Source organism: Pseudomonas taetrolens (assembly GCF_900475285.1).
GTDB lineage: Bacteria > Pseudomonadota > Gammaproteobacteria > Pseudomonadales > Pseudomonadaceae > Aquipseudomonas > Aquipseudomonas taetrolens.
In genome coordinates, this window is record NZ_LS483370.1 from 1,414,547 (window position 1) to 1,427,501 (window position 12,955).

General features: G+C 58.6%; 10 protein-coding genes. 2 read left to right on the forward strand and 8 right to left on the reverse strand.

All coding sequences use genetic code 11. From position 1 onward, the window contains the following. Window positions 1-63: 63 nt before the first annotated feature. From DQN55_RS06835 to DQN55_RS06865, 7 genes are all read right to left on the reverse strand, one after another. On the reverse strand, window positions 64-1,248 hold the full coding sequence (locus tag DQN55_RS06835; protein ID WP_048382365.1) for a type III PLP-dependent enzyme: 1,185 nt from the start codon (window positions 1,246-1,248) through the stop codon (window positions 64-66). Next, the gene (locus DQN55_RS06840) at window positions 1,245-3,020 is read right to left on the reverse strand and encodes an IucA/IucC family protein (protein WP_048382366.1); all 1,776 of its coding nucleotides are present in this window, start codon (window positions 3,018-3,020) and stop codon (window positions 1,245-1,247) included. The genes DQN55_RS06835 and DQN55_RS06840 overlap by 4 nt, the downstream gene beginning before the upstream one ends. Then, the gene (locus DQN55_RS06845) at window positions 3,017-4,159 is read right to left on the reverse strand and encodes an MFS transporter (protein ID WP_048382367.1); all 1,143 of its coding nucleotides are present in this window, start codon (window positions 4,157-4,159) and stop codon (window positions 3,017-3,019) included. Before DQN55_RS06845 ends, DQN55_RS06840 begins: the two co-directional genes overlap by 4 nt. Beyond that, window positions 4,144-5,925: an IucA/IucC family protein gene (locus DQN55_RS06850; RefSeq protein WP_048382608.1), complete on the reverse strand. Its 1,782-nt coding sequence runs from the start codon at window positions 5,923-5,925 to the stop codon at window positions 4,144-4,146. Before DQN55_RS06850 ends, DQN55_RS06845 begins: the two co-directional genes overlap by 16 nt. Then, complete coding sequence (locus DQN55_RS06855; RefSeq protein WP_048382368.1) at window positions 5,922-7,121, reverse strand: ATP-grasp domain-containing protein; 1,200 nt, start codon at window positions 7,119-7,121, stop codon at window positions 5,922-5,924. The genes DQN55_RS06850 and DQN55_RS06855 overlap by 4 nt, the downstream gene beginning before the upstream one ends. Before the next feature lie 75 nt (window positions 7,122-7,196). After that, window positions 7,197-9,305, reverse strand: coding sequence for a TonB-dependent receptor family protein (locus DQN55_RS06860; protein ID WP_048382369.1), 2,109 nt, complete (start codon window positions 9,303-9,305; stop codon window positions 7,197-7,199). A 26-nt stretch (window positions 9,306-9,331) separates the two neighbouring features. Beyond that, on the reverse strand, window positions 9,332-10,093 hold the full coding sequence (locus DQN55_RS06865; RefSeq protein ID WP_048382370.1) for an HpcH/HpaI aldolase family protein: 762 nt from the start codon (window positions 10,091-10,093) through the stop codon (window positions 9,332-9,334). A 278-nt stretch (window positions 10,094-10,371) separates the two neighbouring features. Between DQN55_RS06865 and DQN55_RS06870 the strand changes: the two genes are divergently transcribed. Then, window positions 10,372-11,046: an MgtC/SapB family protein gene (locus tag DQN55_RS06870; RefSeq protein ID WP_048382371.1), complete on the forward strand. Its 675-nt coding sequence runs from the start codon at window positions 10,372-10,374 to the stop codon at window positions 11,044-11,046. A 121-nt stretch (window positions 11,047-11,167) separates the two neighbouring features. On the opposite strand, the gene DQN55_RS06875 is transcribed toward DQN55_RS06870, so the two are convergent. Beyond that, window positions 11,168-11,893: a putative N-acetylmannosamine-6-phosphate 2-epimerase gene (locus tag DQN55_RS06875; protein ID WP_197714158.1), complete on the reverse strand. Its 726-nt coding sequence runs from the start codon at window positions 11,891-11,893 to the stop codon at window positions 11,168-11,170. 321 nt (window positions 11,894-12,214) lie between these two features. Between DQN55_RS06875 and DQN55_RS06880 the strand changes: the two genes are divergently transcribed. Then, the gene (locus DQN55_RS06880; protein ID WP_053070933.1) at window positions 12,215-12,955 is read left to right on the forward strand and encodes a class I SAM-dependent methyltransferase; all 741 of its coding nucleotides are present in this window, start codon (window positions 12,215-12,217) and stop codon (window positions 12,953-12,955) included.

The window sequence follows — 12,955 nt, forward strand, 5'->3', positions numbered from 1 at the left end:
TTTGTGTATCCCGAAGCGCTGGCAACGCAATGGGCAAACAGCCCTGGAGATGGACCGCGAGGGTTAGTCCGTGATGAAAACCTTCAGCGGGGGTTCGTGCATCAGGAAGTTCTGGTGCGAGATGTTCCAGGCATAAGCACCCGCGAGGGTGAACACCAGCAGATCACCCATGGCGAGCTGGGCCACCGGTTGTTGTCTGGCAAGGACATCCTTTGGCGTACACAGTTGGCCCACCAGTGTGACGGGCTGATCGCGCAGCTGTGCTGGCTGAGAACCTCGCAGTACCGTGAACGGATGGTCGTGGCCTTGGGCCGCCGGTGTGCGGAAGTGATGAGTGCCGCCGCGTCCAATGGCAAAAAATTCACCATGGCTGCTTTTTATGTCCAGCACCTGCATGACGTAGTAGCCACATGCTGCGCTAATGAAGCGCCCGATCTCGAAACGCACTCGGGTCTCGCCCATGTCGTACTCTTCGATGAGCACTTTCAGGCCCTGACAAAATCGTGACCAGTCGAATGACTGTGTCGCGTCCTGATAGTTGATGCCCATGCCTCCGCCAACATTCAGCAGGGGCAGTTGCAGGTGATGGTCGGCGCATAGCTGGCGGAACGTCAGGAAGTAGCTGCGAATCAGTTCAAGGTGGGCGTCGACGTCCAACTGGTGGGACAGCAAGTGAAAGTGCAGCCCCTTGAGCTCCAGAGACGGCTCTTGTTGCAATAATTGAAGGGCGCTTGCGAGGCCTTCCTCATCCAGTCCGAACGGTGTGGGTTTGCCTCCCATGACCAATCGGCTCTGGGGTGCCCGGGCCAGCTTCAGGTTAAGCCGGAGCATGACCGGCGCCCGCTCGCCGCGTTGGCGTGCGATGCGTGCCAGGCTGCGCAGTTCGGTTACGCTCTCCACATGAAACGCTGAAATCCGGTATTGCAGGGCAAGGTCCAGCTCGTGATCGAGTTTGCCGGGGCCGCCAAAGATCAGCGGCTGGTCGGGGCACTGCTCATGCAGCCAGGTCAATTCGCCGCCCGAGGCTGCCTCGAAACCGTCTACCCACGGTGCCAGGGTTTTCAGAACCGGGGCTTCCGGGTTTGCCTTGGCGGCGTAGAACAGTTCGCAGTTTTCGGGCAGCACCTGACGCATTGCCTTTACGTGTCGTTCAAGGGCTGGCAGGTCGTAGACGTAGGCACACAAGGGCGCTTCGTGTTGATGCTTGAGTTGTTCGATGCTTCGAGTTACGGAGGCAGGCAGGCTCATGCGCTTTTCTTCTCTTCAGGGGTCGCCAACGGGCTGGGCAGCAAGGTGTAGCCGGCCTCGCGGTCGGCGCGCATCAATAGACGTGTCATGAAGTTTTCCTTGCTCGGGAAAGGCCCCCCTGCGCAGAGTTCACGCAACTCTGGCGGATGGCCGAGACGCGTGGATTGCGCCCTCAGCAGGTCGCTGATTCGCGCCCACAATTGTTGCTCCAGGGTGTCGCTGCCGTTGGCCAGATGGAAGATCGCTTCGCCGAGGTTGTTCACCAGCGCGCAATACCCAACGCGCTGCCAGGCTTTCTGCGCGCTGTAGTACACCGAACTGCGGGTGCGCTCATCCAGCGCACTCAGACGTGCTGCGGGCCAGATTTCAGGGACCAGCTTGGTGCCCTCAAGATCGCGAATCCAGACCCGGCAGGGCAGCCCGTCTTCGGCAAAGCCAATGACGGTGTTCTGCAAGTGCGGTTCCAGCACCACGCCCTGGCCGAACAGGCAATACAGCACGCCGCCGAGCATCTGACCGGCGTACGCGTCGAGCCAGTTGAGTGTGGCCTGCTCAAGGCTCAGCCCCTTGTTGTCGGCATAGCGCTGTACGTGTTGACGGCAGGCACTGCGATCCTGCTGGTCCCAGGTGAACAGCGCCATTGCCACGTGCGGCCGGTACTGTTCGCGGTCGGCGAGGGGAAGGTTCTCCCGGTAAACGATGCCGAAGCACTCGGTGACTTCGCGGGCCTCTTCCAGTGTGCCGAAAGCGCTGAGATCGAGGCTGGTGGCGCTGGGCTCGGGCATCAACAAAAAGCCCGGTTGCTGTATGGCCAGTTCACTCATGATCGGAGCGAGCAGGCGAGTGAGGGCAACCGCGCTGTCCAGCTCATACCAGGCATTTTTGCGGACGCAGTTGGTCAGGCGCACATGCATGGAGAACTTCAGGAAATAGGCCATTTGCGGATGGTAGAGGGTGCGCACCGAGGATGTCGGGTACATGGCCTGACCCAGAGGGCCGAGGTATTGGATCAAGCCCAATTGCTGAGCGCGCTTGACCAGCGGATCGGCCAGTACCCGGGCCACTTCCCAGGGGTGGCATGGATAAGCATCGTCGCGTCCTGACAATTGACTCAGGGTATTGCGCGGGTCTTCGCCCTGATGACGAAGCAGCGTGGGATCGACCTTGAACCAGTACAACTGAAAACACGCCCCGACCTCCGGTGAGCAGGCCAGCAAATCGTCATGGGAGATCCCTTCGCGACTTTTAGGGGTTGGATGCAGGGCATGGCCCCATAGTTGATGTTGCTCGGACGCCAGCAAACTGTCGGCTTCGTCATTGGCCGGGCGTGAGTGACGAAGGAAGGTACGGGTGATTTGCAGGCTATTGGCGACCTGTTGCAGCATCTCGCTCACGCGCTCCGCACCACTGAGTGGAGTACAGAGCAGGCGCGCCAGTTCGTTGGCCTGCAAGGGTTGCCAGCTCTGGTTATTGCCTTTGAAATAAGGCGCGCTGTTGTAATGGCAACGGCCCAGGAGGCTGGTGCGCTCGGTACGCACTACCAACCGGCCGCTGGGCAGGGCAATGCTGATGCAGCGCCCGTTGCCCTGACGCAGGCTCATGGGCAAATCATGGGTTTGATCGTGCAGGTTCGCTTCGTTGCGCGGCAATGCGTATTCGCGCAAATAACAATTGAGCAGGCATTCGATGGCATGCCGCTGGGCTTCGCCGTCGAGGGCATGATCCTGCAGGGACAGCGTGTTCAACGATGCGGTATTGAGAGCGAACGTCATGCCGGAATCTCCCGGGAAGTCATCAATAGAGGGCGCGCGAAGACCATGGCCGTCATGGCCGCCAGGCAGGCAACGAGAAAGGGGGAGGCGATACCGCAGGTCTGACTGACCAGCGCCGCGACGACACCGGCGGCGGCACCGGCCCATTTGCCACTGGAGTCGAACCAGCCGAACAGGCGGCCGGCACTGCCTTTGCGGCTGCGCTGGCTCAGGCAGCGGTGCAGTCCGACAAAGCTGAGCAGCATGCCGGCGCCGCTGAGCAAGCGCAGAATAAACAGCGGTTCGGCCTGCACGCTCCAGAACTGCAGCGCATTACTGATTGCCAGCAGCGCCAGCCCCGGCAACAGCAGGTTGCCCTGATGCTTCTGCACCCAGGGCAGCGCGAGCAGGTAAACCAGATGCGGCAGGCTGTAGAGCAGGCCGATCAGCGCATCGTTGCCAATGCCCAGTTGCTCGCCGAAGGGCATGAAGTAAGGGAACGTCACGACCATCGCGAAGCTGAACAGAAACTGCACGGCCAGCAGTCGCGGCATGTCTTCGGGCAGTTCACCCACACCCTCGGCCTGCTTGCTTTTCAGGGCATGCTTTGGGGCATCCTTGGGCAACGGCAGGATCAGTATGAAGGCCAGCAGCGGTAACCAGGCCAGGTATCGGTACAGGTCTAATCCCAAGCCCTGCGCGGTCAGCAGTCCCAGCAGGATCGGTCCACTGATCATTGCCAGGCGTGCCGAGTACTGGGTCCAGTTCAGGGCTCGGGACAAATCGCCGCCCTTGAACTGAGTCGACAGATAGGCGTTGGAGGCGGCCATTGCACCGCCGAAAGTCCCCTGGATGATCAACGCCAGGACGAACACCGTCAGGTTGGGGCTGAACCCTGCCAGCAGAAAACCGGCGAACAGCCCGGCATGAGCACGCAGCAACGACAGGCGACATCCGTTGTTATCGGCCCATCGTCCCCAGAGCGGGGCCGCCAGTGCGGTGCATAGCGTCGGTAGCACGAACAGCACTCCAATGGCCCAACCCGGTGTGTCGGGTGCCAGGTCGCTCAGGATGCGCGGCAGGTACAAGGGAATACCCAGCGCCGTGAAGGCTGAGAGGTAGTGACCGAGCAAGACGCTGGAAATCAAACGCCGCTGCATGGGGCGTCCTCCAGCAGGAAGTTTGCAGCGCTGTAGCCATAAAACTTGTTGATGTCGCTGGCGCCGGAGTGTTTCTTGCTGAACAGGCTGCCGGCGCTGAGCAGGTATTTCACCGGCAATTTCGGGCTGTCGAGCAGCCATCGGCGTGCATCGTGACAGTCGATGCCTTCTGCTTCGAGTTGTTGCAGGCAAGCCTCCAGTCGCTGGCGCAGTGTGCCGTACAGGCTGGATCGAGAAGCCAGGCCGGCGGTTGCCAATGCTTCCAGGATCGCAACGATGTTCAGCTGCAAGGTGATGGTGCAGAACATCTCGGCCAACGGTTGGCTGCTGTCGACGCGAATGCGCTCATCCTGCAAGGCTGCCGGCAGATCGGCGAGATCCGGGCAGGCTGAAGCGAAACGCTGGGGCCACAGGCGAGCGGCGTCGTTGTCCTTCATCAGCAGGCGCAAGGGCTGGCCGTGTTCGAACATCACCACGGCATTCTGCTGGTTGGCTTCCAGCGCGATGCCGTATTTCAGCCATAGTCGCAGATGAACCTGCAACAGCAGATCGAGATAAGCGTCCAGCCAGTGTTGCAGCGAACCTGCATGAAAGCGTTCGACCAGTTGTTCAAGGAACAGGCGCCCATCGACGAGCGGGCTGGCCAGCGCAGCGACAGGCACCAGTGTGATGTTCTCCAGACCGTCCGGGTAACGACGCACGATATAGGCCAGATGGCGACTTTCGGCGGCATGCCCGCCGTGTTTTTCGTCGACATGCAGATAGCGTGCTGCCAGGGCCGGATCGTGTTTTTTCAGGGCCAGCAGGAGCGTCTGAAAACAATGACCGTCATACAAGGTGCCGGGTTTGATCAGGCGTAAATTACGTGCGCCGAGGGTGCTGACCAACAGCGGCAGTTTTATGTGCCACTGAGGTTGACGGGTGCAGGCCACGGTCCGCACGGACAGCGTAGGTTCGACCTGCATGGCGGTACGGGGAGCCCTGAGCGTACCTTCAGGCAGGCCATACTGATCAAGCACCTCCCACGTCAGCGGATGAACGGGCATTAATGAATGGCTGCCTTGCAAGGCCGGCGACAAGCCGACGTCCTCAAAGTCCGGCCAGTGCGCTGGCTGAGGGCTCGTCAGGGTCATGGCTTCATTGGGAATGGCCAGCCAGTTGAGTTCGAAGCACGGTGCAAACTCCGGCGCGTAGCGTTTGAGCGCGGCGCCATCGAAGCCGCTTTTGGCGCGTGCTGTCGGGTAGAACGGATGGTCCAGATAGCTCGCCAGCTGGTCGATCTTCAGCAGCCTTTGCGACCAGTCCTTCAGCTCGATCACGTCGCTCAACGCGGGGGCATATTGGCGGTATGCCTGATTGCACAGGGTCCGGTGTTCGGCTGCGCAATCCGCTTCTTTCAGGTAAGCACCGAACAATGTCAGGCTTTCTTCGTCCAGACCGTGGCTCAAACGCTGCAACCAGGTGCGGTATCCGCGTTCAACCTCGGTGTGGCTGTGCGGTGACACTGCAATCCAGGCGTCACCGGTACCGATCCAGTCTTGCAGCGGATACGCCTTGACCACCGGCAGCCAGAGTTCATCGGCCCCCAGGTGTGTGATGCGTAGCCAGTGTGTGTCGGGCTGCTGTGGCAAGCAGTGGCTTAACCCGTGGGGCAGCTGGCACATTTCGGCCTTGCTGACGATCCCGCAGATGTCTTCACGCAGGCAGCAATCGATGATGCGTCGGGTCATGAACGCCTGATCTGCGTTGTCCGGGGACAGGTTCATGCCATCACCCATTTCAGGTCGTTCAGGGTCGAGCTCAATTGTGCTTCGAGGCTCAGGTCGTCAGGCGCAATCAGCCTGAGAACGCCGACATAGTCCTTGTTGGAGTGGCTGATCGTCAGGGTGTCGCCCGTGTTGTGAAGTGCTCGGTAATCGCACCAATGGCCTTCACGTTCGATATTGAAACTGGCGCTGGCCTGGTTCAGGCGTCCCGAGCGGTCGGCCACAAGGTAATGAACGGTTGCTTCGGCACATGCGGGTTGTGCCTCGATCAGTTTTTCTCCCAGGTGCAAGGCAATGATGCGGTCAAACCAGCCCTGTGGCAGCAATCGATCCAGCAGGAATTCGCGGCCATCGCCGATGCTGCGGTAGTTGATTTCGACCAGTACCGGGCCTTGGGCTGTCAGAATGAATTCACTGTGGCAAACCCCGAAATTGACCCCGAACGCGGCCACCTGTGCCAGCGCTGCGGCACGTTGGGCCTGGCTGATTTGCCCATTCCAGCGCGCGGCGAGTTCTACGAAATTCGGCGGCGCTGAAAGGGTGACGTCGAAGCCACCAATGGCTTGCAGGCTGCGTCCGTCGCCCAGTGTCTCGAGGGTGAACAAGGGGCCTTCCATGTACGCCTCCAGCAACAGTGCCCGGCCCGGTTGTTGCTGCCAGAATTGCTCACAGTAAACGGCCAGTTCGGCGGCGTTGTGGCACAGCCTGACGTCCAGGCTGGCGACGCCTTCCCGGGGTTTGGCGACCACGGGCCAAGGGGCATCGGTTGGCAGTTTTGAATGAGATGCCAGCACCTGGAACCACGGGCCATGCAAGCCCAGGCGTTGCATGCGCTCGCGCATGGCCGCCTTGTTCTTTGCCGCATAGCACAGTCGCCAGTCCTTGCCTGGGCATTCAAAGGCTTCAGCCACTATCGCTGTCGCGGTCTGAAGGTGATCGCTGTTGGAAAACACGGCGGCGGGGCGCAAGCCCAGGCTGTTGAGTGTTTCGATAACAGCCAGCGGATTGAACACATCACATTCGATAACGCGTAGCTCATCCGGCGATATGTGCGAGGTGGCGAGCAGGCGTCGATGTTCCTGAGCGTGGTCGGTGATGACCACGATCGGCAGCCCGCGTTTGTGCGCGGCCGGCAGGAAGCCTTCGAGAATCGCCGGGTGGGCGACGTGAGCAAGAATGACGAATGGGCGGTGCATGGCAGTTTCCTGGGGGCAACAGTTGCCCGTCCCGGAGGATCGGGCAACTGGTTTGCAGAGGCGCAAGTGCGCGGTTTAGAAGCGGTAGTTGACGCCTAGGGTGAGCGAGCGCTCTGGCGCGGGTTGACGACCCCAAGGGCTGGTGTCGATACCGCGGAAGTAGTATTCGCGGTTGAACAGGTTGCTGATGCCCACTGACGTGGTCAGGAGGCTCTTGTCGGCCAACTCGAACTCACGTTCAAGGGCGGTGTTCCACACCCAGTAAGCAGGCAGTTTGCCTACGCTGGCAGTGGCGTTTTCATCTCTGGAGTTGTCGGCATCGGTATAGGCGCTGCTGATATACAGACCATCGAGGTTATAGGTCCAGTGCTCGGCAAAACGGTAGCGACCATCGATGGTGAACTGATTGCGCGAGGAATACGGCACTTCGTTGCCCTTGAATGTGCCGTTGCGCTGTTTGGCATCGAGGTACGCATAGCTGGCATGCAGGTCCAGAGCCGGCAGCGCTTCGGGCGTCCAGAACAACTCGGTCTCGAAGCCCTGGTGACGTGTGCTGCCAAGGTTGTCGAAGCGGTCAGTGGTGGCGTTGTAGACGATCTGGTCGTCGAAATCGATCCGGTACAGGTTGAAGTCGGCGCGCAGGCCGTCCCAAGGGGTGTAGCGCACGCCAGTCTCATAGTTCCACGCCAGCTCTGCGCCGACATCGCCTTCCTTGACGATTTGCGTGACTTGCGGTGGACGCAGGGACTTCTGGGCGTTGGCGTAGACGTACCAGGTGTCGGTCGCCTGATAACCCACAGTCAGGCCCGGCAGCCACTCTTCTGATTTGTTCTCGCGGGCGGCTCCGGTGATACCGTCAGCGTAATCCATGCGGGCGTTTTCGTAGCGCACGCCCGGGGTGATTGTCAGGCGATGATCGAGCAGGGTGATGGCATTGCTGATGTAGAACGCACGGGCGTCGTCATCAAACTTCCAGTCCCGGAAAGGCGCGGTGACGCCGGTCGTGATGTTCTGGCGATTCACTTTGTAGTCGATGTCTTCGCTCACATAACGGGCACCCAGCAACCAGGTCTGCCCGACAGTGTCGCCATCGATGGTGGCACTGATACGCGGCTCCGTCCCCCAGACTTTAAAGTCGCGCGGGCCATCCTGTTTGGTCACCGCTGTTCCGTCAGGTGTGAAGGGCAGTCCGACCACGAAATTGCGGTAGCTGTCGTGGGCGAAGTTGGTCCAGCTGAACTCGACTGAGTCGAACGGCCCCATGGCGCCCAGCCGTTGGGTATAGGTGCCCCATACGCGGTTGGTGTCACCCTCGAAACGGTCCAGCGGGCGCGTCGATTGCCGCGGATCATGCTTGTAGTCCTGGACGCTGAGGGCTCCGGCCAGGTCCATGTCGGCCTTGTAGCGCTGGATGCCGAAGCTCAGATCGCGATCGTCATCGATGTTCCACTGACCGCGCAGGCGGTAGTTCTGCACATCGGTGTCGGAGTGTTCGCGCCCGTATTCGCCACTCAGGGTGTTGATGTCCAGTTGCAGGCCGAAGTTGTCGGTCAGGTAGCCGCCGGTTCCCAGGTAGCTGTCCCACAACTGGCGGCCAGCGGGGTTGAACGTGATTTTCTCCTGCAGCGTGGTTTCCCACGTATGCGGAATCGGCTTGCTGATGAAGTTGATCACCCCGCCGACGTTGTTCGGGCCGTATTGCACCGCTGCGCCCCCACGCACGATATCAATGCGGTCGACCGTCGCCATGGTCATTGGAAACAGTGACAGGCCGGTCTGGCCGTAGGGCGCCAGGGCCAGAGGAATACCGTCCGATAGCGCCTGGATTCTGCCGCTGCGACTTTCGTACAAGCCGCGTACTGAAATCTGTGGCAAAGCGCCTGTGCCGGTTTCGTCAAAGATCTTGACCCCGGGGACCCGTTGCAGCGCGTCGTCCAGGCCGCGGACGCTGGCTTTTTTCAGTTCGCTGGCGTCGATAACGCTACGGCTGCCGGCATAGGTGCGCACCTCTTGGTCACTGGCCGTACCGAGAACATCGCCCTGAATCGTCATGGGCGCCAGTTGCACGCTACTGGCGGGGGCCGTGGTCAATTCGCTGGGTGGTTCAGCAGCGATGGCAGCGTGACAGATGCCCAATGTGAGAAGGCTGAGTGAAAAATGCAGGGGTGTTGTTGTTATTTTCATTTGGGCGACGTTGGCTCATATTTTTGCTATTGGAGAGAGTGCAGGCGGGCTTTCAATGCGTTGTGCAGCAAGCCGCGGTCTTCCCCGGCCAGAAAACTTTGAATCCCGCGCGCGCGCCACAGCGTGTTCTGTTCAGCCGTACGCGGGTTTGCGCAGAACGGGATTGTGGCGCTGAGGCAGGCATCAGCCATGTCTTGCAGCATTTGCCAGACTTGAGGATGAAGAGGGTCTGGCCCCAGGCCGAGGTCGAGGGACAGGTCCAGTGCGCCTTCCATGATCATGCCGACACCCGGCAGCTTGAGGATTTCGCCAAGCGCGTCGACCCCGGCGCGGCTTTCGATCATGGGAATAATGGGGGTTTGACGGTTGGCCAGGGCGATGTACTCGGGCAAGGGCAGGCGCCCGAATCCGGTAATGCGGCCGCCGGTGATTCCGCGTTTTCCCAAGGGAGGAAAGAAGGCTGCTTCGATGGCGCGTTGAACTTGCGCAGCACTTTCGGTGCGTGACAGCACGATGGCTTCGATACCGGCATCCAGTGCGCGGCCGATCAGCTTTTCATCCACTTGAGGGATACGCAGCCAAGGCGAAATGCCTGCGGCCTCACAGGCACGGACACAATGCATGAGGTCTTCTTCAGAACGCAGCAAGTGCTCAAGGTCGAGAATGACGAAATCGTAGCCCGCAAACGCGAGCATTTCGCACAGCATCGGCGAAGGCAGAGAGTTGAGCAGGCCGTAGACGTTGTCCCCTTTTTGTAGCCGGGAAAACACCGGAGAGGTTCGTATCACTGACGCATATCCTTCAGAATGAATGCGCGTTAATAGTAATCATTTGCAATCGTATGTAAATATTTTTTATCGGAGATGGGTGAATTCGTGATGGTCTTCATAAAAATATCCTCATGGGCGCATTACTGCTGAGCACTGGGCCTGAAGTCAGTCGCTATCAGCTAAAGCACTGCGTTGCTGCTCGGCCTGGGTCGTGAAAAAAACCGACCTGGATGCAAGGCGTTCTATGCTGCTTAGGCTCAGAGTCGTTTCGACTCGCATCGGGACAGGGAGGTCTTATGATTTCTGATTGGGAAATGTGTCTGCGTTTATTGTTGGCGGTGGTGCTGGGCAGCTTGGTCGGGTTTCAGCGCGAACACCTGTTTTGGACGGCTGGCCTGCGCACGCACATGCTGGTGGCAACCGGGTCATGCCTGTTCATGATGGTCTCGGCTTTCGGCTTCCAGCAGGCGTTGACCCAGACCGGTACTCAGTTGGACCCTTCTCGTATTGCGGCCCAGGTTGTCACCGGCATTGGCTTTCTGGGCGCCGGTTCGATTCTTCTGCGCGGTGAAGTGATCAAGGGGCTGACCACAGCTGCCAGTCTGTGGGCGGTCGCAGCGATAGGGTTAGCCGTCGGTGGTGGGCTTTATGTGCTGGGTACTGTGGCCACGCTCATTATCCTGACGATCCTGGTCGCGATAGGCCCTCTGGAAAAGAAGTACCGGGACTACATGAAAGTGCATGTCATCAAGCTGGTGGCCCCGGCCGGCTCGTTGTCCCTGATGCATCTGAAACAGATTTTAGGTGAGCGCGCGGGCTGTATCAGGCAGGTCATTGTCGAGCAGGGCGTAGAGAAGGATTTCGAAGATGTCACTATCGAGTTTCGAAACGCCACCCGGCCTCAGGCTGAAGCGATGCTGCAGATACTCTTGAACATGGAGGGCGTCCGGGAAGCGCCCCATTCGGATTGATCCGCGGCGAGGTCAGGTTGTCGTGAGTGGTGTATTGCCTGCAGACCTGGATGCTCAATTTGCGGGGCAATCGCCATCAGGCAGTTGCCCTATGGGCGCGCAGGCATGTCGGTGGTGATTGCTAGCCGTGCAAGGCGGACGGGCGGCGACCTTCAATCATCGCATTGATGAACGACTCGGTAATGACTTGTGGCCGGGTTATCGCGCTTCCCACCACGACTATGTCAGCTCCTAACTGGAGCACCCGGCAAGCGTGTTCAGGGCTACCGACTCCTCCTTCAGCAACCAGCGGGCACTGGGAAACGACCTGGCGTATGGCTGTAAAATGTGCGAAATCATCCTGATACAGTCGTTTTCCGGCCGTATTTGGCGTGGCGCCGTAGGCGGCTGTGGAGATGCAATCAAACTTCAGGGATTGTACGTAAATGGCTTCTTCGACAGTTGCGATTTCGGCCATCAGTAACAGGTCTGGAAACTGCGAGCGTATGGCTTCGATAAAGCCCTCGAGTGACTCCCCGTTGGGGCGCCTGCGATCAGTAGCATCCAGCCCGATCATGTCCGGTGCTTCCCTCGCCAGCGTTGCGATTTCTAACAGGGTAGGGGTCAGCGTGATATCTGATTGCGGGTAACGAGCGGTCAAGACTCCAATGACAGGTAAGGATATGCAGTTTTTTATCGCGGCAATATCGGATACTCCATTCGCAATGATACCTGCTGCGCCAGCCTCGGCCGCAGCTAATGCCATGGCGCTCATGTGAAGGGAGCCATGTAAAGGCTCATGTTCCAGTGCCTGACACGAAACAACCAGCCCTCCCATAACACTATCAAGCATTGATTTTCTGAACATCGAGTTACCTCCCTGGACCGTCGCTGCCTTATAAATATTGAATCTCCCCCGCGCTAAGAAGGGCTCAGAGGACCCTAGCGCATCTGATGATATCGCTTAGATTGAATGGAAATTAAAAATATACCGTACGTTAGTTTATATGCCGCTTGCAGGGGGCAGGATTAAATTGTGTAAAACACGGAAGCGTTATCTCTGTTTGATATTTGCGAAGACTAAAGTATTAATCTACAGTTTTTTTTCGGTCCTGACGCCAGTGCGTCGGTCGCGAATATTTCACGGCTCAATTGTACTCATTCACGCATTATCAGGGATGAATTATCGATGACCAGTCAATTTGATGAGCTGGCAGCACTTTATGAAAATATGGCTGAATGGCCGTTCAGAAAGTACTGTGAAATTCCTTCTGTTTTTGACGCCCTTGGTGACGTCTCAGGGCTGGATATTTTTGACTTCGGCTGCGGCAACGGGCTGTATTCACGAATGCTGAAAAAACAAGGGGCGCACAGGGTTGTTGGTTACGATCAATCAATGGGCATGCTTGATTATGCAAGGCGTCGGGAGGAAAAAGAGCAACTGGGTATTGAATTTACGACGGCGATCAATTCGGACTTGTTGAATAAATTTGATGTGGTTGTTGCTATCTATGTGCTTCCGTACGCGGGGGATGTTTCTACGCTCGATGCCATGTGTGCAAGCATGGCATCGTTGCTTAAACCGGGCGGAAGGCTCATCACGCTGCCTATCCACCCTGATTATTGTCCCCGTCCTGATTACTATGAAACCTATGGTTTGCGACTTATTCCGGCAGGCGATGACAATGCGCGTGATGCCTCTGAAGTGACCCTGGATCTATGTCAGCCCCCTTATGATATCCAAGTGACAGCCTATTATTGGACTGCCGACGCGCTCGAGAGAGCCTTGAATCAAGCAGGCTTCAAGAGGGTGCACTGGCGAAAAAATCAGCCCACGCCAGAAGGGCTTGAACGTTTAGGCGCGCACTATTGGAAGAACTACAAAGACTCCCCCCATGCGGCCATCTTAGATTGCAGCATGGGGCACTGA

Bases quoted from the DNA above. Each gene is read 5' to 3' on its own strand.
- DQN55_RS06835 (WP_048382365.1), bottom strand. From the start codon at position 1,248: ATGAGCCTGCCTGCCTCCGTAACTCGAAGCATCGAACAACTCAAGCAT.
- DQN55_RS06840 (WP_048382366.1), bottom strand. From the start codon at position 3,020: ATGACGTTCGCTCTCAATACCGCATCGTTGAACACGCTGTCCCTGCAG.
- DQN55_RS06845 (WP_048382367.1), bottom strand. From the start codon at position 4,159: ATGCAGCGGCGTTTGATTTCCAGCGTCTTGCTCGGTCACTACCTCTCA.
- DQN55_RS06850 (WP_048382608.1), bottom strand. From the start codon at position 5,925: ATGAACCTGTCCCCGGACAACGCAGATCAGGCGTTCATGACCCGACGC.
- DQN55_RS06855 (WP_048382368.1), bottom strand. From the start codon at position 7,121: ATGCACCGCCCATTCGTCATTCTTGCTCACGTCGCCCACCCGGCGATT.
- DQN55_RS06860 (WP_048382369.1), bottom strand. From the start codon at position 9,305: ATGAAAATAACAACAACACCCCTGCATTTTTCACTCAGCCTTCTCACA.
- DQN55_RS06870 (WP_048382371.1), top strand. From the start codon at position 10,372: ATGATTTCTGATTGGGAAATGTGTCTGCGTTTATTGTTGGCGGTGGTG.
- DQN55_RS06875 (WP_197714158.1), bottom strand. From the start codon at position 11,893: ATGTTCAGAAAATCAATGCTTGATAGTGTTATGGGAGGGCTGGTTGTT.
- DQN55_RS06880 (WP_053070933.1), top strand. From the start codon at position 12,215: ATGACCAGTCAATTTGATGAGCTGGCAGCACTTTATGAAAATATGGCT.